14 protein-coding genes, 4 tRNA genes, 1 other RNA gene and 1 pseudogene are annotated in these 19258 nt (G+C 34.5%); 3 read left to right on the top strand and 17 right to left on the bottom strand.

Annotated features, from left to right (window positions below; all coding sequences use genetic code 11):
* Positions 1–77 precede the first annotated feature (77 nt).
* On the top strand, positions 78–1235 hold the full coding sequence (locus HALHA_RS00280; RefSeq protein WP_015325805.1) for a YibE/F family protein: 1158 nt from the start codon (positions 78–80) through the stop codon (positions 1233–1235).
* Positions 1236–1387: 152 nt separating this feature from the next.
* On the opposite strand, the pseudogene ltrA reads toward HALHA_RS00280, so the two are convergent.
* The 16 genes and pseudogenes from ltrA to HALHA_RS00205 all read right to left on the bottom strand — a co-directional run bounded on the left by ltrA (position 1388) and on the right by HALHA_RS00205 (position 14808).
* Positions 1388–2540 (bottom strand): annotated as a pseudogene (gene ltrA / locus HALHA_RS00275) (group II intron reverse transcriptase/maturase).
* An 847-nt stretch (positions 2541–3387) separates the two neighbouring features.
* Positions 3388–4308 carry a thiamine pyrophosphate-dependent enzyme gene (locus tag HALHA_RS00270; protein ID WP_015325803.1) on the bottom strand — a complete coding sequence of 307 codons (921 nt, stop codon included), beginning with the start codon at positions 4306–4308 and terminating at the stop codon, positions 3388–3390.
* A 12-nt stretch (positions 4309–4320) separates the two neighbouring features.
* The gene (locus HALHA_RS00265) at positions 4321–5502 is read right to left on the bottom strand and encodes a transketolase C-terminal domain-containing protein (RefSeq protein ID WP_015325802.1); all 1182 of its coding nucleotides are present in this window, start codon (positions 5500–5502) and stop codon (positions 4321–4323) included.
* Between the two features lie 23 nt (positions 5503–5525).
* A complete protein-coding gene (gene porD / locus HALHA_RS00260) occupies positions 5526–5807 on the bottom strand; it encodes a pyruvate synthase subunit PorD (protein WP_015325801.1) in 282 nt (93 codons plus the stop codon).
* On the bottom strand, positions 5807–6379 hold the full coding sequence (locus HALHA_RS00255; protein ID WP_015325800.1) for a 2-oxoacid:acceptor oxidoreductase family protein: 573 nt from the start codon (positions 6377–6379) through the stop codon (positions 5807–5809). The genes porD and HALHA_RS00255 overlap by 1 nt, the downstream gene beginning before the upstream one ends.
* A 144-nt stretch (positions 6380–6523) precedes the next feature.
* The gene (locus HALHA_RS00250; protein WP_015325799.1) at positions 6524–6748 is read right to left on the bottom strand and encodes a DUF2508 family protein; all 225 of its coding nucleotides are present in this window, start codon (positions 6746–6748) and stop codon (positions 6524–6526) included.
* A gap of 142 nt (positions 6749–6890) precedes the next feature.
* Complete coding sequence (gene nifJ / locus HALHA_RS00245; protein WP_015325798.1) at positions 6891–10496, bottom strand: pyruvate:ferredoxin (flavodoxin) oxidoreductase; 3606 nt, start codon at positions 10494–10496, stop codon at positions 6891–6893.
* A 167-nt stretch (positions 10497–10663) separates the two neighbouring features.
* The gene (gene recR / locus HALHA_RS00240) at positions 10664–11269 is read right to left on the bottom strand and encodes a recombination mediator RecR (protein ID WP_015325797.1); all 606 of its coding nucleotides are present in this window, start codon (positions 11267–11269) and stop codon (positions 10664–10666) included.
* 12 nt (positions 11270–11281) lie between these two features.
* The gene (locus tag HALHA_RS00235) at positions 11282–11590 is read right to left on the bottom strand and encodes a YbaB/EbfC family nucleoid-associated protein (protein ID WP_015325796.1); all 309 of its coding nucleotides are present in this window, start codon (positions 11588–11590) and stop codon (positions 11282–11284) included.
* Positions 11591–11616: 26 nt separating this feature from the next.
* Complete coding sequence (gene dnaX, locus HALHA_RS00230) at positions 11617–13293, bottom strand: DNA polymerase III subunit gamma/tau (RefSeq protein ID WP_015325795.1); 1677 nt, start codon at positions 13291–13293, stop codon at positions 11617–11619.
* 33 nt (positions 13294–13326) lie between these two features.
* An RNA gene (gene ffs / locus HALHA_RS13230) (signal recognition particle sRNA large type) lies at positions 13327–13589 on the bottom strand.
* Between the two features lie 128 nt (positions 13590–13717).
* Positions 13718–13806: transfer RNA gene (locus tag HALHA_RS00225), tRNA-Ser, on the bottom strand.
* 3 nt (positions 13807–13809) lie between these two features.
* The gene (tadA, locus tag HALHA_RS00220) at positions 13810–14262 is read right to left on the bottom strand and encodes a tRNA adenosine(34) deaminase TadA (RefSeq protein WP_015325794.1); all 453 of its coding nucleotides are present in this window, start codon (positions 14260–14262) and stop codon (positions 13810–13812) included.
* Positions 14263–14285: 23 nt separating this feature from the next.
* A tRNA-Arg gene (locus HALHA_RS00215) sits at positions 14286–14362 on the bottom strand.
* Between the two features lie 10 nt (positions 14363–14372).
* Positions 14373–14466: transfer RNA gene (locus HALHA_RS00210), tRNA-Ser, on the bottom strand.
* 250 nt (positions 14467–14716) lie between these two features.
* Positions 14717–14808 (bottom strand) — tRNA-Ser (locus HALHA_RS00205).
* Between the two features lie 320 nt (positions 14809–15128).
* Here HALHA_RS00205 and HALHA_RS00200 point away from each other — a divergent pair.
* Entirely contained in the window at positions 15129–16193 is a 1065-nt protein-coding gene (locus tag HALHA_RS00200; RefSeq protein ID WP_015325793.1) for a ParM/StbA family protein, read from the top strand.
* Between the two features lie 6 nt (positions 16194–16199).
* Positions 16200–16571: a hypothetical protein gene (locus HALHA_RS00195; RefSeq protein WP_015325792.1), complete on the top strand. Its 372-nt coding sequence runs from the start codon at positions 16200–16202 to the stop codon at positions 16569–16571.
* A gap of 39 nt (positions 16572–16610) precedes the next feature.
* Here the strand turns inward: HALHA_RS00195 and adhE are convergent, their stop codons facing one another.
* Entirely contained in the window at positions 16611–19211 is a 2601-nt protein-coding gene (gene adhE, locus HALHA_RS00190) for a bifunctional acetaldehyde-CoA/alcohol dehydrogenase (protein WP_015325791.1), read from the bottom strand.
* Between the last annotated feature and the right edge of the window lie 47 nt (positions 19212–19258).

Genomic DNA, 19258 nt, shown 5'->3' with positions numbered 1-19258 from the left:
ATTTTCTTATCTAATTAGATGAATAATCTTCACCTAATAGATTACTAATATCTCTAAAAAATATGGGGTGAATCTATATGAAAAAAATTAACTTAAAAACAACCATTATAATCTTAAGTCTTATAATAATCTCGATCTTATTTATTAATAATCTTAGAATTAATAAAGCAGATAATCTTTCTAAAGCTATCGTATTAAAAACAAATAACAGTAACGTAATAAGTTCTGGCGTAACTAATATAGGTCATCAAATATTAACTGTTAAAGTATTAGAAGGAGGGCATACCGATAGTAAACTAAAAGCTTCTAATCACTTTACTGGTACAGCAGAAATAGATAATTATTATCAAGAAGGAGATGAAATATTAATTTCAATTAAAGAGAAACAAGGAAAAGTTACTGCAGTTAAAGCTGTGGATTTATATCGACAGCATTGGGAATTATTACTCTTTGGCCTTTTCGTATTAATTCTAATACTTTATGCTGGATACACAGGTTTAAGAGCTTTATTTTCCTTTGTAGCAAGCGTATATATTATTTGGAATATTTTAATTCCTGGCTTACTAGCTGGCCAAAACCCTTTGCTTTTATCCTCTTTTGTATTAGTTTTACTAACAGGTATTATTATTTTTTCAATAGCTGGATTTACTAGAAAAGGATTAGCAGCTCTAGCTGGAACATTATCAGGACTTTTTATAACAATTGTTATTACAATAGTTTTTGGTAATAACATGGGACTACGTGGAATGACAGCCCCTTTCTCTCAAACTTTATTATTTAGTGGACATATAGACCTTAATATGAAGCATATTTTCTATGCTTCTATAATTATTGGTGCTTCAGGAGCTGCTATGGATATTGCAATGGATATTGCTGCTTCCATGGAAGAAATTAAACTTAAAAAACCAGATATTGAAATGAAAGAACTAATCCAATCTGGTTTTAATGTTGGAAGAGCTGTAATTGGAACTATGACTACAACTTTACTTTTAGCTTATTCTGGCGGATACTTAACTTTACTAATGTTGTTTGTGAGTAAAAATACAAGTTTAAGAAGAATAATTAATTTTAAGATGGTCTCTGCTGAAATACTAAGAACTTTAACAGGTAGTATTGGACTTGTATTAGTAGCTCCTATTACTGCTCTATTTGCTGGCTGGATTTACTGCTCTGATTTTTTCATAATTACTTGGTTGAAAGATTTAAAAAGTCATTTGAAATTTCTGCGCCCTTAAATATACAATAAAGTAGGACCAGCCTCACGGCTGGGACCTCTTGTCAAACTGCACGTACGGTTCTCCCGTATACAGCTTTCGGTCATTGTTGCTCCTTAACAGAGAGTAAGTTATCGTCTTTGTGTTGCCACAAATGTATATTTTACTCTTGTCTAAAGCACATCGGTAAGCAGTGATTCTAGTCCTAAATCTCTTAATATTTTATTAGGAAGGCGATAATTCTGCCCTTTCGCCTTCTTTCCTTCTATAAAACAACGTAATCTCATTCTTATCCAACCATCTAACCTTTTTATATAGTCCTTTAACATTTCCTAGTAGAAAACTATTACCCCAACCTCTAATAATTAAATTAAGCTCATCAATCATTACAGCTACTCCTATTGACCTATTCCTTTTAGTTTTCTTTCTTACTTTGTCCTTGAAACTTTTAATAGAGCTCTCTTTTGGCTTTTTGTAATCACAATTATAAAATTTAAATTCTAGAAATTTAAATCCATCATTAAAATTCGTAATTACTGTTTTCCGAGGATGTAGTCTTAAGTTTAATTCATTTTCTATAATCTGGCGAGTTACTTCCAAAGCACGTTCTGCTTTAGCTTTACTCTTAGCCATAATTATAAAGTCATCGGCAAATCTAACTATCTTATATCCTCGACACCTCATTTTCTTATCAAAATGATGTAGGTAGATATTTGCTAAAAGTGGAGAAATTACGCCTCCTTGTGGAGTTCCCTCCGTTGTTTCTTCTCTTCCTTGCTCAGTCATGACACCTATAGTAAGCCACGACCTAATAATATCTAATACCCAACCATCACTTACTTCCTCTGCTATCAGCTCCATTAAAATTTCATGATCTATTGTATCAAAGTAAGATTTGACATCTGCGTCTAATACCCAATTATAACCTTGTTCTTTATATTCTTCTACTTTCTTAATTGCATCTTCGGTTGACCTATTAGGTCTAAAACCATAAGAACAGTCGCAGAATATTTCTTCAAAGTGTATCTCTAGAATCTGTTTCACTGCTTGTTGGGCAATTCGGTCTTTAATTACTGGAATACCTAGTGGTCTTTGTTCTCCATTTCCTTTTGAGATATACGTTCTTAGAACTGGTTGTGGCTCATATCTATCTTCTGTTAACTGGCGATATAAAGCACTCATATTCTTAGTGTAATTTTCTCTAAATTCTTCAACTTCTACACCGTCAATCCCTCCACAACCACCATTATTCAAAACTTTCTGAGCTGCACAATGTAAATGTCTTTTCTTAGTCACTAAATCTTTTATACTATATAGCGAACTAATTTTTTTTTCACCTATCCTACCTCACGACTTACCAGTTCTTCCTATCCTGTCTTAATATCTAAACCCCTATATTCGTAGCATTCCTAAGCACGTCTTCTAAGCTCTCGCCAATCGCACCTCTTAGTTTACTACTACTTAGGTCATGGTTTTCTTAAATTCATCACGCTTCCAGTTATGATTTTCTGTCCGCTATTTCTTTTAAGACTTATTGTCTTTAACAATGTTTAAACCATTTTGATTTAAATACCATCAACACTCAATTCTAAACTTCAATAACCTGGCTATCCTTCACTGTAATCAACTTTCATTGATTTTTTTTCACTACTATGATAGCTTCTGAACTCTAATATTTCATCGCTTTGACTTTCCCTATTCAGGTTATATCATCACTTATCTTTATAGATTTCTATAAAGACCATATTAGAGCATCCTCTGGTCACCTATGCTATATTCCAATCATTCCGACCATAATCACACTCATTAATCTAACATACTCCAATGGTCTGTAAGTCAGCTTTGGACTTCTCCATCCTTTTGGTAGATCGTCACTAATGAATGCCACCTTCGGTTCACATATTGTTCCGGACTGATTTTTCGCCTCAAACTCTTCAGATTACATCTCACAATGAACACCCTGTTACTGTTGGCTTCATATCCTGTTCTTTATTAACTTAGGTTGACGTTTGTTTTCTCCGTTTGCTCACCCATTTCGTCTGTGAGTGCCACAATATCTCAACCATATTATCCATTCTTCCAGAATAGGCAGGACTTACACCTACTATCATCATAGACTACAGAGCACACAAAAGGCCAACCTTAGCTAAGGTTGGCCTTTCTCTAATCAAATTTACTTTTCACCACAACGTTCAAGAATAGATTCCCAACGCTGATCAACATGCTCTTGAATATCTTCAACTAAAGCTTCATTTCCTTCTTCAAATAAATGTTTAAATCGCCCTTGAGGCTTTAACCATTCTCTAATATCTTTTTTTTCACTTGGTTGATAATTTAAATTCCATTCACCATTCTCAACCTCAAATAAAGGCCAAAAACAAGTTTCGGAAGCAATTTTAGTTAACTCAATTCCCTGTTCGGCTCTACTTCTCCAACCACGTGGACAAGTAGCTAATATATTAAGAAAAGCAGGACCATTAACCTCAAAAGCTTTCTTGGCTTTTTTAATTAAATCTTGAGGTCGCCATGGTGATGTTTGAGCAACATATGGAATTCCATGAGCAGCCATAATATCTGTTAATTCTTTACGATACTGCTGCTTACCTGGAATCACTTCACCTGCCGGAGACGTAGTAGTATTAGCTCCTTTAGGAGTAGCACTAGAACGCTGAATTCCAGTATTCATATAAGCACCATTATCATAACAAACATAGACCATATCATGCCCACGTTCCATAGCTCCAGATAAAGACTGGAATCCAATATCATATGTTCCCCCATCTCCACCAAAAGCAATAAAGTCATAGTCCTGATTTATCTTACCTTGGGTCTTAAAAGAACGATAAGCAGCTTCAACACCACTTATTGTAGCAGCTACATTTTCAAAAGCATTGTGGATAAAAGAATCCTCCCAAGCAGTATATGGATAAATAGTACTAGAAACCTCTAAACAACCTGTTGCACACCCTACAACTGCTGGATTATCACTAGCATTCATAATCATTCTTGTAACTGGTCCAGCAACACATCCAGAACATAATCTATGTCCACCACTAAATCTATTACCTTTACTTGCAATTTCTTTTAAATCCATTAATTACACCTCCTATTCTCGTACACCAAGATGGTTAATTCTGCTTTCTACTTGACCTGTCTTAACAATTTCTTGTAATTTTTTATATACAGTTTCAATCTCTCCAACTTTAATATCTCGTCCACCTAAACCATAAACATAGTTAACTGCTTCAACATCAGCTTTGGCATCATATAAAGCAGATCTAATATCAGCAAATACTGGGCCACCAGTTGTAGAGAATGTCTCTGCCCTATCCATTACAGCTACTGCTTTAAGACCTTCTAAAACCTCAGCAATTTCTTCTGCAGGGAATGGTCTATATAATCTAATCTTTAACAAACCTGCTTTAACACCTTGCTCTCTTAAATTATTTACTGCAGCTTTAGCAGTTCCAGCTGTAGAACCTAAAGCAACAACTGCAATTTCAGCATCCTCTAGTTTATATTCTTCAAATAATCCATACTCTCTACCAGTTAATTCTGCATAATCCTTAGCAACATCCAATACAGCCTCTTTAACGTTAGCAACTGCATCAACTTGTTGCATCTTATGTTCAAAGTAGAAGTCTTGTAAATCTAGAGGACCTACAGTAATTGGATTATCAGAATCTAAGAGAGTATGTTCAGGATTATAATCTCCTATAAAGTCCTGTACATCATCATCAGCTAATATTTCTGTATCCTCTACAGCATGACTGATAATAAATCCATCCATATTGACCATAGCAGGCAACATAACATCCTCAGTCTCAGAAACTCTAATCGCCTGAATAGTATTATCATAAGCTTCTTGAGCATTTTCAGCATAGAACTGAATCCATCCCGAATCACGAGCTCCCATTGCATCACTATGATCACAATGAATATTAATTGGCCCACTTAAAGCACGATTTACAACAGGCATTACAATTGGTAATCTAGTACTAGCAGCAATATAAACAATCTCCCACATTAAAGCTAATCCATTAGCAGCAGTAGCAGTCATTGCACGAGCACCCGCTGCTGAAGCTCCTACTGTTGCACTCATGGCACTATGTTCACTTTCTACTGTAACAAATTCAGTATCTACTTCCCCATCAGCTACAAATTGCGAGAACATCTGTACAATTGCAGTCTGGGGGGTAATTGGATAAGCACAAACAGCATCTGGGTTAATCTGACGCATAGCTTGAGCCACAATCTCATTACCAGTTAAGGCAACTTTGTTAGACATTTTATTTCCTCCTCCCGAATTCTTTACTCATCATCCATTTCTATTGCATTTACTGGACATTCATAAGCACAAATTCCGCAACCTTTACAATGGTCATAATCAAATCCTGTCACTTCCTCATTCTCAGAAACAACAGCAGAATCTGGGCAAAAAATCCAACACAAATGACAATTAATACACTTTTCATTATCTAATAATGGTCGTTTGGTTCTCCAACCACCTGTCTTATAACTATTAGCATTACCAGCATCTAAGATTAAACCACCTTTGGGAATATCTTTATATCCGTCTCCTGATTTAACCATTACTTGGCCACCTCCTTATAAGCCCGTTTAATTGCAGCAACATTCTTATCAATCATTTCAGGCTTATGGGCAAACTTCTTCTCTAATTCAACCTTAATTTGTTTAACAAAATTTTCGAATGGTAATAAATCAGTAGCTTGCATTAAAGCACCTAACATTGGAGTATTGGGAAATGGACGTCCAATTTCCTTATTAGCAACGCCATACGCATCCAGCACCCAAATATCCCCATCAAATTCTAATTGTTCCTTAATTGTTGCTACATCCTCTTCAGAATTAACTACTAGTGTTCCATCCTCCGGAACACCATCTGTAACATCTACAACATTTAATAACGTTGGATCTAATACAGTAACAATGCCAGGATCTGTTACCTGACAGTGAACTGTAATATCATCTTCACTAATTCGATTATAGGCTAATACTGGAGCCCCCATTCTCTCTGGGCCATACTCAGGAAAGGCCTGAATATGCTTACCAGTCTTAGCAGCAACTTTACCTAATAAAATAGAAGCAGTCTTAGCTCCTTGTCCACCTCTACCATGCCAACGAATTTCAGTTAAGCTTGCCATCTATGTTCCTCCTTTCATATTAAAGAATAAATCCGACTTAATAATAGATATCCTTTCCTTTTCTATAATACCTTTTTCAATATAAATATATACAACCTAAATAAATTTTAGATAATTAATAGAGTAACAAAGCATAAATTATTTCTATACATCTTTTTTCTTCTTTAACAAATATGTATACTTACTCTCTGCTGCTTTCAGTCGATAAATAGCATGGTCAATCAAATCTGGGTCAGATACAGAATCGAAATATTTTCGAGCCTTATTAAACTCTTCTTGTGCTTCTATTATCTCTTCTTCTAATTTCTCATCTACCCTCGTGGACAAACTAGAATCATTCAATACTCTAGCTATGATTTCAAAAGCCATAATAGTATTACCTCCATTTTTTATAATAAAGCAATCTTTATTAATATCATGGCTTTATCTAATAAAAAATATTAGTCAATATTTTAAAATTAAAAAAAGCAGTGGATATATATCCACTGCCTTAATAAATTTAAATTGAACTTTATTCTTTTGTAGCTGCTACTTCATCTTCAGCTTTTGTTGTATCAGAATCTACATCAGAATCTAAAGAATAATCCATTGCAGCATAACGCTGATACATTCTCCATCGCTCTTGGGCTTGCTCTTTATTAGCCTGAAGTAATTCATCAGCTTCTTCTGGATTAATCTTTTCTAATTGAGAGTAACGTCTCTCACTCATTAAGAAGTCATAATACTGATCCCATTTAGGCTCGCTACAATCGATTTGGAATGGATTCTCACCTTCTTCAGCTAAGGAAGGATCAAATCTAAATGTTGGCCAGTATCCACATTCTGTAGCCAACTTAGCTTGTCTTTGAGCCTTACTTAATCCACCTTTTACTCTGTGGTTAATACATGGTGAATAAGCAATTATAAGTGATGGACCATCATGAGCTTCAGCTTCTATCATAGCTTTTAATACTTGAGATTGGCTCGCACCATGAGAAACTTGAGCTACATAGACATCACCATAAGTCATAGCCATAGCAGCTAGATCCTTCTTCTTACCTGACTTACCTGCAGCAGTAAATTTAGCAATAGAACCAGACGGAGCAGCCTTAGAAGATTGTCCCCCTGTATTAGAATAAACTTGTGTATCTACTACTAAAATATTAACATCTTCACCACTAGCAAGTACATGATCTACTCCACCATAACCGATATCATAAGCCCAACCGTCTCCACCGATCATCCAGTTAGACTGTTTTACAATATAATCTTTTAGATTTAATAACTCTTTAGCTTTTTCACAAGAACTATCTTCTAATGCAGAGACTAACTTAGCTTTTAATTGCTTAGTCTTAGCTCCGCTATTACGGTTGTCAATCCATTGATTAAATAAGTCTTTTAATTCAGACTCTACTTCATCCATTGTATTAACCATAATATTTTCCATTCTATCACGAATAGTTTCAGAAGCAACTCTCATACCAAAGCCAAATTCAGCATTATCTTCAAATAATGAATTAGCCCAAGCTGGACCTCTACCATCATCATCTTTAGTAAATGGAGTTGCTGGATAAGAACCACCATAGATAGAAGAACATCCAGTTGCATTAGCAATTGTCATTCTATCTCCAAATAATTGAGATGCTAATTTAACATATGGAGTCTCTCCACAACCAGCACAAGCTCCAGAGAATTCAAATAATGGCTTAGCAAACTGTGAAGCTTTAACATTAGTTGATGATGATATATCATCTTTATATGTTACTTCATTATACATATATTCAGTATTCTCTGCTTCACCAGCATCCATAGATTCTTTAAATGAAACCATCTCTAATGCTTTTTCTGGTGCAGGACATACATCAGCACAATTTCCACATCCAGTACAGTCTAGAGGTGAAACTTGTAATCGATACTTTAATCCTTCTGGTCCTTTACCAAGTGGGTCAATAGTTTCAAGTCCTTCAGGAGCATTAGCTCTTTCTTCTTCATCCATTAAAAATGGTCTAATTGCTGCATGAGGACAGACAAAAGAACATTGGTTACATTGAATACAGTTATCTTCTTTCCACTCTGGAACAGAGTTAGCAATACCACGTTTTTCATAAGCAGCAGTACCATTGATCATTGTACCATCTGCATAATCTTCAAATACAGAAACTGGTAAGTCATATCCTTCAATTGCATTAATTGGTTTAGCAATATTCTTAACAAAGTCTGGACAGCTCTCACAGTCCTTATCTGCTTCTAAAACAGTTTCTTTTGCTTCTAAATTGGCCCAAGCTGAATCAACTGGAATCTCTACTAAACCTTCAGCACCTTTGTCAATAGCTTCCCAGTTCATTTCTACAATCTCTTTACCTTTACGTCCATAGGCTTTTTCAGCATATTCCTTCATTAGTTTTTGAGCCTTGTCATAAGGCATGATCTGCTCATTTAACTTAAAGAATGCAGATTGTATAATAGTATTTGTCCGATGTCCTAATCCAATTTCTTCAGCCAAAGTAATAGCATCAATGATATAGAACTTAGCATCTTTTTTAGCTAATTTCTTTTTAACACTATTAGGCATCTCTTCTATAATCTCTTCAGCATCAGAAACTGTATTTAATAAGAATGTTCCTCCTTGACTTAGCCCACTTAACATGTCATATTTACCTAAGTATGAATCAGTAGAGCAAGCTACAAAGTCTGGATTAGACACTAAGTAAGTAGAACGAATTGGGTCTGGGCCAAATCTTAAGTGAGAACGAGTTACTCCACCTGACTTTTTAGAGTCATAAGCAAAATAACCTTGCGCATATAAGTCAGTACTATCACCAATAATCTTGATTGTATTCTTATTAGCACCTACAGTACCATCTGAACCTAAACCAAAGAATAATGCTTCTGTAACCTCATCAGATAATACATTAACCTCTTCTTCAACTGATAAAGATAAGTTAGTTACATCATCTTCAATACCAATTGTAAAGTCATCTTTGGCCTCTCCTGCCAAGTTATCATAAACAGAAATAATTTGCGCTGGAGTAGTATCTTTAGAAGATAATCCATAACGTCCACCAACAATTGTTGGAGCATCCTCTTTATCATAAAAGATTGATTTAACATCTAAGTATAGTGGTTCTCCTTCAGAACCGGATTCTTTTGTTCTATCTAATACAGAGATTCTTTCAACAGTCTCTGGTAACTGATCAAAGAAGTACTTAGCACTAAATGGACGATACAAGTGAACAGTCATTAAACCTACTTTACGTCCTTGATCTACTAAGTAATCAACTGTTTCTTCAATAGTTTCAGTTACTGACCCCATTGCAACAATAATATCAGTTGCATCTTCTGCACCATAATATACAAATGGAGCATAGTCACGACCAGTCTCTTCAGAGATTTCATCCATATAATCTGCAACAATATCAGGTAATCTATCATAATATTTATTTTGAACTTCTCGTGCTTGGAAGTATACATCATCATTTTGAGCTGAACCACGAGTTACTGGATGTTCAGGACTTAAAGCATTATCTCTAAAGTCTTGTACAGCTTCTCTATCTAGTAAACGATCATATACATCGTAATCCATAACTTCAACTTTTTGAATTTCATGAGAAGTACGGAATCCATCAAAGTAATGGATAAAAGGTAAGCTTCCTTCAATTGCAGCTAAGTGAGCAACTCCACCTAAATCCATAACTTCTTGTACTGATCCACTTGCTAACATAGCACAACCAGTCTGACGAGCAGCCATTACATCTTGGTGATCACCAAAGATTGATAATGCTTGTGTAGCTATTGATCTAGAAGCCACATGTGCAACCCCTGGTAATAGTTCTCCAGCGATCTTATATAAGTTAGGAACCTTTAATAATAAACCTTGAGAAGCAGTATAAGTAGTAGTCAATGCACCAGCTTGTAGAGAACCATGCACTGTACCGGCAGCTCCTGCTTCTGATTGCATTTCTACAACATTAACAGGCATTCCAAATAAATTTTCTTTACCTTCTGAAGCCCATAAATCAACATACTCTGCCATCGGAGATGATGGTGTGATAGGATAAATACCAGCTACTTCAGTAAACGGATAAGACGTATATGCAGCAGCTTGGTTTCCATCCATAGTTTTCATTTTTTTTGTCATTATTTCCCCTCCCTGTTTTAAAAATATTCCACTCTAATTCATACACATTGTTAGTATACTACAATTAATATAACCAGTCAAACATCATAATCTTCAAACAATTCTGTAATAAAATGATTTAAATAAAAAAAGACCAGACACCGAAAAACCAGCTCTGGTCTAATATATTAGATCTCTCTTCTCCCTTCTAAAGCCTTAGATAAAGTAACTTCATCTGCATACTCTAAGTCTCCTCCAACTGGTAGTCCATGAGCTATCCGAGTCACCTTTACATCAAAAGGCTTAAGGAGTTTAGAAATATACATGGCAGTTGCTTCACCTTCAACATTAGGGTCTGAAGCTAAAATAATCTCCTCTATATCTTCATCACTAGATTGAATCCTTGATAATAACCCTTTTATTTCAATATCATCCGGGCCAACCCCATCCATTGGGGAAATCGAACCATGTAATACATGATATAACCCTTTATACTCTCCTGTCTTCTCCATAGCTATAATATCCTCAACTTTTTCTATCACACAAATAGTTGTTTGGTCTCGTTTGAGATCACTACAAATAGGACAGGGATCATCTTGAGTTAGGTTATGACAAACAGAACAGTAAATTAAATTTTTTTGCACATCCAAAATAGAATCAGCTAAATCATTAGCTGATTCTTGATCCATCTTTAAAATATAAAATGCTAACCTTTGGGCTGTTTTAGTTCCTATCCCTGGTAGTTTTGTTAGTTGACCAATTAGTTTAGATAATGGTTGAGCGTAATATTTCATACCTTAAATTCCTTAAAACATTCCTGGAATATTCATACCACCAGTTAACTGCCCCATTTTCTTATCAACCATATCTTGTACCTTTCTCATTGCTTCATTAGTAGCTGCTAAAATTAAGTCTTCTAACATCTCTGCATCATCTGGATCTACAGCATCAGGTTCAATATCAATATCTACAACTTCTTGCTTCCCATTAACTGTAACAGTTACAACTCCACCACCAACTGAAGCATCTACTGTCTCATCAGCTAATTGTTCCTGCATCTTACTCATCTTACTTTGCATCTGTTGAGCTTGCTTCATCATTTTCTTCATATCCATAATTATCATCCTCCTGGATAAATAATTTAGTTTACTTTCTCCACCTTAACAACTTTACCATTAAACTTTTTTACTGCTTCTTTAACTACAGGATGATTCAAAACTTCCTGGTTTTTATCATCGTTCTTTTTATGCTTCCTTCTATTACTTCTAGAAAAATCATACTTAACCTGCAAGTGAACCCCTAAAAATTTCTTTAGAATCTTTACCAAAGTATTCTTACCTTTTTTTAGGGTATCTTTATAAAAATCACTTGGTTTCTCTAATCGAATAAATAATTTCTTATCTTCAAGTTTAATTAATTGGGTATTATGTTTTAAAACTGCATGCAAAGTCATTATCTGTTGAGATTTTAAGTAATCTAAAACTTGGTCCCATTGTTCTTTTACTTGTTCTAAAGTAACCTCTCCTTCATCAAATGAATCAGCAACCTGTTTTTTCTCTTTTGGTTTCTTAGTTGCCCCTTGGTTATCATTTGTTGTAATTTCATTAGCAGAGATTTCTTTTTCCTCGGTAACTTTTTCTTTAGTAGATTTATTAGTAACTAATTGCCCACTCTTAACTATCTCTTCTAACCTAGTAACTCTATCTAAAATAGTAGTTAATGATTTATCTGTAGCAGGCTTGATTAACTTTACTATTCCCATTTCTAAAATAATTCTAGGCTGATTAGTCTGTTTTAATTTATAATCTAATTCATTTAAAATCTCAACCCAACGTAATAATTGCGAATTTCTTAATTGCTTCGCTTGTTTCTTTAACCTTTCGCAAGTATCATCAGTTAAATCAAATAATTTATCAGCACCTTGACATTCTTTAACTAATAATAAATTACGCAAGTGGTAAACTAAATCATTAACAAATTGTTTTATATCTTTTCCTTCATTAATAACTTTAGTAATCAACTTTAAACCAGCTTCTACATCTTGGTCGTTCATTACCTTAATTAACTTAAATAAAACATCCCGTCCAACCATCCCTAATACAGCCGCTACATCATCTATTTTAATTTCACTACCACTAAAAGAAATAGTCTGATCCAAAATACTAATAGCATCACGCATTCCACCTTCAGCATTACGAGCAATCGTTGTTAAAGCATTTTCAGATACCTCAATTTCTTCTCGTTGGCAAATATAAGATAATCTTTCTTTAATATCAGTGATCGATAAGCGACTAAAGTCAAATCTCTGGCATCTAGATAGAATGGTTGGTAATAATTTATGAGGTTCTGTTGTAGCCAGAATAAAAATAACATAATCTGGTGGTTCCTCTAGTGTCTTCAATAAAGCATTAAAAGCTTCCGTAGTTAACATATGTACTTCATCTATAATGTATACCTTATAATTTCCTTCAGTTGGAGAAAATTTTACTTTTTCTCGAAGCTCTCTAATCTCATCAATACCTCGATTAGAAGCAGCATCAATCTCAATTACATCAATTGAATTATTATTATTTATTTTGGTACAAGCTATGCACTCATTACAAGGCTTTATTGTTGGACCTTCTTCACAATTTAATGCTTTAGATAGTATTTTAGCTGTACTTGTCTTCCCTGTCCCTCTTGGCCCACAAAAAAGATATGCATGTGCAATCCGATTCATATTTATAGCATTTTTTAATGTTTTTACTACACTTCGTTGACCAGCAATATCTGAAAAGTCTTGAGGTCGCCATTTACGATAAAGTGAAACATAGGCCATTTATATATTACCCCCATTATAAAATACTAAAGGTCGTGCATCTACCCTCACCAATTTCTTCCAAGCGTTACTTAAGCAGTTAGCTCGAACCAGGCAACCTTACGGCACACGAAGACATTTGCTTACCGCTGCTTCCTTCCGGATCTGACGGAATTCACAACGCTTCGTTGCGTAAGACCCAATCGTCAACGCCACTTACTTAAGCCAGACCTTACAAGAAATAGGCTAAAGTAGACTTCAACCCTGCTAAGCGGATTGCAGGTTATAGGGTACCGCTACCCCCCCGTCTAGCACGACCAAATTTATATAAAGGCTATAAGCCTCTATTACTATTTCATTCTCATCAATTTAAATTGTATCAGATTTTAAGCAATAAGTCAATGCCAAATTATAACAACTATCTACCAATTTATTGCATCAAGGGCGGAGAGGGAGGGATTCGAACCCTCGAAGGGCGTAAACCCTTACTCGCTTTCCAGGCGAGCTCCTTAAGCCAGACTCGGACACCTCTCCACATTATCTTAATTGTTTAAAGAAATTTTTCATAATTTGACTACATTGCTCTTCTAATATACCAGACTTAACATTTAACTGATGATTTAATCTTCTATCATTTACTATATTAAATATGGTTCCAGCAGCTCCTCCTTTAGGATCCGTAGCACCATAAATTAAGTTATCTATTCTTGATTGTACTAATGTTCCAGCACACATTGAGCATGGCTCTATTGTAACATATAAACTACAATCTATCAACCGCCAACTATTAATAACTTCACTAGCTTTACGAATTACTAATACTTCAGCATGTGCCGTGGGATCTTGTAGACTTTCTCTTAAGTTATGAGCTTTAGCTATAACCTGATCCTCTTTAGTAATAATAGCACCAATAGGCACTTCATCTTTATTAAATGCTTTTTGGGCTTCTTTTAAAGCTAATTGCATATAATATCGATCATTATTTTTCATTCAACCACCTTATTAAATAAAAATGGCGTGCTCGGGAGGATTTGAACCCCCAACCTTCTGATCCGTAATCAGACGCTCTATCCAGTTGAGCCACGAGCACACAATATTATTGGCGGAGAGAGAGGGATTTGAACCCTCGCTAGAGCTTGATGCCCTACTACAGGTTTAGCAAACCCGCCCCTTCAGCCACTTGGGTATCTCTCCACGCTATTCAATTGAAAATGGACAATGGACAATTTACAATTAAGTTCAAATAATAAATCACAATTAATAAAGAATAAATAAAATATAAAATAATAGAGACTAAGTTTGAGTAACTGTTAAACCATAAATTATTACTAGTGATTTTATGGTGAATCTAATCTTAAACTCAATCTCAAACTGAATTTATTATTCTTTCTTTAATTATTATTCTTTGGTCTCCAATTGCCGATTATCAATAGTAAATTGATAATGGCGGAGGGGGTGGGATTCGAACCCACGGTACGCATAAACGCACAGCAGATTTCAAGTCTGCCACCATAAACCGGACTCGGACACCCCTCCACAACACTTAATTAGTATATAATACTTTAATGAGCTTGTCAAGATTTTTTAAAAATCTTTGTAAGACATTGGGGAATGCCTTTCTCAAGCGACATTTACCATTTTAGCATAATGATTTTGATAAGTCAAATTGCTATTTCTGTAATTTTTCCTAAATTATTACGTCTTTTTACGAAAAAGTAGGATATATAAAGTTTAAGTTCATTTTTAAATCTAATTTTTACGCATTATTCCGAAAAAATCGAATTTTCTATTGACTAATAGCTAATCTTTTAATTATAATTAAAATGTAATGTAAAAATATTGAAGAGGTGTTAATAATGGGTATTGGTGTAAATGTTTCTTATTGCGGATGGGATTCTGGCTATGATACATGTAAGCTGATTACAAATCAAATGAAAGACTCTAATCAAAAGCCTTTAACTTTTCCTAGTTTAGCTAAAGAAAGAACAACTAGTCTAATCGATAAAAAGGAGTTAGGTCTGGGCCAAAGCTTTTCTAAAGAAAAAATGTTAATTGAAGTCCAAGATAAAAATGATGAGTGGTACGATTTTATGGTAGGAGATTATATAGTCAACCAATTAGAGAGTGGTGGCTCTAACTATGAAGTAAACAAATATCAATCAGAAGAAGAATTAGCTAAATTATTAGCTGGGCTATCAACTCTTTATCCTAATGCTAATAGGATTTATATAGACAAATTAGTAACCGGGTTACCTATTCAGCATCACCGTAATCATAAAAAAGGTATGAAAGAAAGGTTCGAAGGTAAATTTAAAAGTAAAATAACCGCTAGAAATGGTAAAGAAGTAACTGTTCGCTATACAATAAATGATATAGTAGTAGTTCCTCAAGCTGCTGGAGCTTTACTATATTACTTAAATCAAGATAATAATGCAGATATAATGCGAGATAAAATAGCAATCATTGATGTAGGAGGAAGAACAACAGATGGACTAGCTTACAACTGTGGGGAAATAATTAATGAATCTCCTTTTAGCTCCGATATTGGAATGTCTAATGTTTTTAGAGCAGTGAGTAACAACCTAAATATAGACGAAAATCTAATTAGAAGTGCAGTAGTAAATCAACAAGATACTATCACTTATAATCAAGAAGAAAAATCGATTAGAGATATTGTTAATAAATGTTATCAAGAGTTAGCTAGAGAGATCTTTAAGGCAACTAGAAATGAATGGAGAGACTTCATTAGTCTAATCAATCAAATTCTAATCGTTGGAGGAGGAGCAAAACTACTAGCCCCATTCCTTAAAAAAGAGTTTGGTAGGATTGGTATACAAGCTATTCCTAATCCTCAGCTCGCAAATGTTTTAGGTTATCTATTAAGGGCTGAAACAATTTATAATAAAGAACAAAAGGAGTAAGGTACTATGGATATAAATGATGACTTCAAACTAAGAATTGATGTCACCTTCTCTAATAAAAATATGCCTAATGAAGCTCTAAGCTGGCTTAAAGATAAATATTATAATCATGCTGGAAGCAAAACTGAGTTTATTAGAAAATTAATTATTTCATTATACAAGTCTGAACAAAAAGTAAATAAAAATACAAATCAAGAAATAAAACATGAGAAAAAGCAAGACTTAAAAGAAGAAGTCTTAGGTTATGTAATTAAGAACCTTAAAGAAGATGATTTTGAAATCAAAGAAGATAAAAAGGAAGATCAGTTAATAAAAGATGTTTCAAAAGAACAGGCCAGAACTCAAGATATAATTCTTGACCAATTAAACAATCTATAATAAACAGGGCCAACCTTAAGGTTGGCCCTGTTTATTATACTACTTTCTATCACCATAAGCTTTTTTATAAATTTCTTCTAACTCACTTACTCTTGGTTTACGTGGATTAGCAGGTGTACACTGGTCATTGAATGCTACATCTGCCATTTCACTAATCTTTTCTTCAAAATCTGACCATTCAATATCACAATCAGCAATTGTTAATGGCATATCTAATTCTTTCATCAGATCTTTAATAGCTTCAACTAAATTTTCTACACCCTCTTCTGGCGTATTAGCCTCCAACCCTAAATTTCTAGCAATTTCAGCATATTCCTCATCTGCTTTATGATATCTATAATTAGGGAAAATAGCCCACTTTGTAGGTGTCGCAGCATTATATCTAATTACATGGGGCATTAATACTCCATTAGCTAATCCATGTGGAATATGGAATTTTCCACCTAAAATATGAGCTAAACTGTGATTAATACCTAAGAAAGCATTAGTAAAGGCAATTCCTGCCATGCAAGAAGCATTATGCATTTTTTCTCTAGCTTCTCTATCCTGTTGACCATTCTTATAAGCACGTGGTAAATACTTAAAAACCATTCTAATAGCTTGTAAAGCTAAAGCATCCGTATAATCAGAAGATAAAGTAGCTACATAAGCTTCAATAGCATGAGTTAAAACATCAATACCAGTATTAGCAGTTACACTAGCTGGCACAGTCATAGTTAAATCAGAATCAATAATTGCCATATCTGGAGTCAATTCATAAGAAGCTAGTGGATACTTAATGTCATTCTTCTTATCAGTAATTACAGCAAAAGCAGTTACCTCAGAACCAGTACCACTAGTTGTTGGTACTGCAATAAACTTTGCTTTTTCTCCTAAATTAGGAAATTCATAAGTTCTCTTCTTAATATCAGCAAATCTAAGCTTTAAATCTCTAAATTTAGCTTCTGGATGTTCATAGAATAACCACATTCCCTTAGCAGCATCCATTGGAGATCCACCACCAAGAGCAATAATAGTATCTGCTCCAAACTCTTCAATAAAGTCTTTCCCTTTCATTACTGTTTCAACAGAAGGATCAGGTTCAACTTCATCAAAGACTCTATAATCTACTCCAGCTTCCTCTAAATATTCAGTCACTTGATCTACATAGCCTAAATCAACCATTACTTGATCAGTAATAATTGCAGCCTTTTTTCCTTCTTCATCAGCTAATTTAGCTAATGATCCTGCTTCTGTATAAATCTCAGGTGGTACTTTAACCCATAATCTTTCAGTCTTCCGTTTAGCAACTGTCTTTACATTGTATAGGTGATCTACAGTTACATTTTCACTTACTGCATTACCACCAAATGTTCCACAGCCTAGAGTTAATGATGGCGCAAAATTATTGTAAATATCTCCAATACCACCTAAAGCACTTGGAGCATTAACAATAACTCTACCAACTTGCAGTTTGTTACCAAACTCTTCAATCACTTTATCATCATTAGAATGAATTACAGCAGAGTGTCCTAATCCACCAAATTCAGTCATTTCAATAGCTTTTTGAATTCCTTCATCAGAATCTTCAACTTCAATTAAAGCTAAGATAGGACTTAACTTCTCTCTAGATAAAGGATAATCTGGGCCAACCCCATTAATAGGAGCAACTAACACAACTGTATCTTTAGGAACATCAATTCCAGCTAACTGGGCAATCTTAGTAGCTGACTGTCCTACAACCTCAGGACTCATAGCATTTCTTTCTTTATCTATAGCAACTTCTTCTACCTTTTTAATTTCTTTCTCATCTAACATATAACAATGATTTTGGACTAATAATCCTTTAGCCTCTTCAGCAATCTCTTTATCAAGAATGATCGCTTGTTCAGAAGCACAAATAGTACCATTATCAAAAGATTTACTCATTACTATATCATTAATTGCTTGCTTTAAATTAACAGATTTCTCTACATAAGCTGGCACATTACCTGGGCCAACACCTAATGCAGGAGTACCAGAACTATAAGCTGCCTTAACCATCCCGGCTCCACCAGTTGCTAAAATCATATCTACACCATCATGTTTCATTAATGCATTTGTAGCTTCTAAAGAAGGTTCACTAATCCAACTAATACAACCTTCAGGAGCACCTGCTTTAACTGCAGCATCATGTAAAATCTGAGCTGATTTAGCACTACATTCTAAAGCACTTGGGTGAAAACTAAATACAATTGAGTTTCCAGCCTTTAAGGCAGTTAAAGCCTTAAACATGGTAGTTGAAGTTGGATTGGTTGTTGGAGTGATACCAGCAATTACACCAACAGGTTCAGCAATCTTAACAGTACCTTCTACTTTATTTTCTTCTAATACTCCAACTGTCTTTTTATCTTTAATATCATTATAAATATATTCAGTAGAAAAAATATTCTTAGCTATCTTATCTTCATAAACCCCCATACCAGTATCCTCTACTGCTAACTTAGCTAGCTCAATATGCTTATCTACACCAGCTAAAACCATTTCTTCGACAATTTGATCAATCTCTTCTTGATTCATCTGAGCTAATTCTTTTTGTGCCTTTTGCGCCTTAGAAATTAAACCATCAACCATCTCTTGAGCCTCTGACCTATGTTGAACCTCTTTCTCTTGAACAGCCATTTCTAACTCCTCCTTATAACCTTATTATTGTTATTTTTTTAACAAGC

The sequence above is a fragment of the Halobacteroides halobius DSM 5150 genome, from assembly GCF_000328625.1.
Classification (GTDB): Bacteria; Bacillota; Halanaerobiia; order Halobacteroidales; family Halobacteroidaceae; genus Halobacteroides; species Halobacteroides halobius.
Note: the sequence above shows the minus strand (reverse complement) of the source record. Positions and strands in the feature narration are given on the sequence as shown.

Coding starts and splice junctions, on each gene's coding strand:
- HALHA_RS00280 (WP_015325805.1), top strand. CDS start 78: ATGAAAAAAATTAACTTAAAAACAACCATTATAATCTTAAGTCTTATA.
- HALHA_RS00270 (WP_015325803.1), bottom strand. CDS start 4,308: ATGGATTTAAAAGAAATTGCAAGTAAAGGTAATAGATTTAGTGGTGGA.
- HALHA_RS00265 (WP_015325802.1), bottom strand. CDS start 5,502: ATGTCTAACAAAGTTGCCTTAACTGGTAATGAGATTGTGGCTCAAGCT.
- porD (WP_015325801.1), bottom strand. CDS start 5,807: ATGGTTAAATCAGGAGACGGATATAAAGATATTCCCAAAGGTGGTTTA.
- HALHA_RS00255 (WP_015325800.1), bottom strand. CDS start 6,379: ATGGCAAGCTTAACTGAAATTCGTTGGCATGGTAGAGGTGGACAAGGA.
- HALHA_RS00250 (WP_015325799.1), bottom strand. CDS start 6,748: ATGGCTTTTGAAATCATAGCTAGAGTATTGAATGATTCTAGTTTGTCC.
- nifJ (WP_015325798.1), bottom strand. CDS start 10,496: ATGACAAAAAAAATGAAAACTATGGATGGAAACCAAGCTGCTGCATAT.
- recR (WP_015325797.1), bottom strand. CDS start 11,269: ATGAAATATTACGCTCAACCATTATCTAAACTAATTGGTCAACTAACA.
- HALHA_RS00235 (WP_015325796.1), bottom strand. CDS start 11,590: ATGGATATGAAGAAAATGATGAAGCAAGCTCAACAGATGCAAAGTAAG.
- dnaX (WP_015325795.1), bottom strand. CDS start 13,293: ATGGCCTATGTTTCACTTTATCGTAAATGGCGACCTCAAGACTTTTCA.
- tadA (WP_015325794.1), bottom strand. CDS start 14,262: ATGAAAAATAATGATCGATATTATATGCAATTAGCTTTAAAAGAAGCC.
- HALHA_RS00200 (WP_015325793.1), top strand. CDS start 15,129: ATGGGTATTGGTGTAAATGTTTCTTATTGCGGATGGGATTCTGGCTAT.
- HALHA_RS00195 (WP_015325792.1), top strand. CDS start 16,200: ATGGATATAAATGATGACTTCAAACTAAGAATTGATGTCACCTTCTCT.
- adhE (WP_015325791.1), bottom strand. CDS start 19,211: ATGGCTGTTCAAGAGAAAGAGGTTCAACATAGGTCAGAGGCTCAAGAG.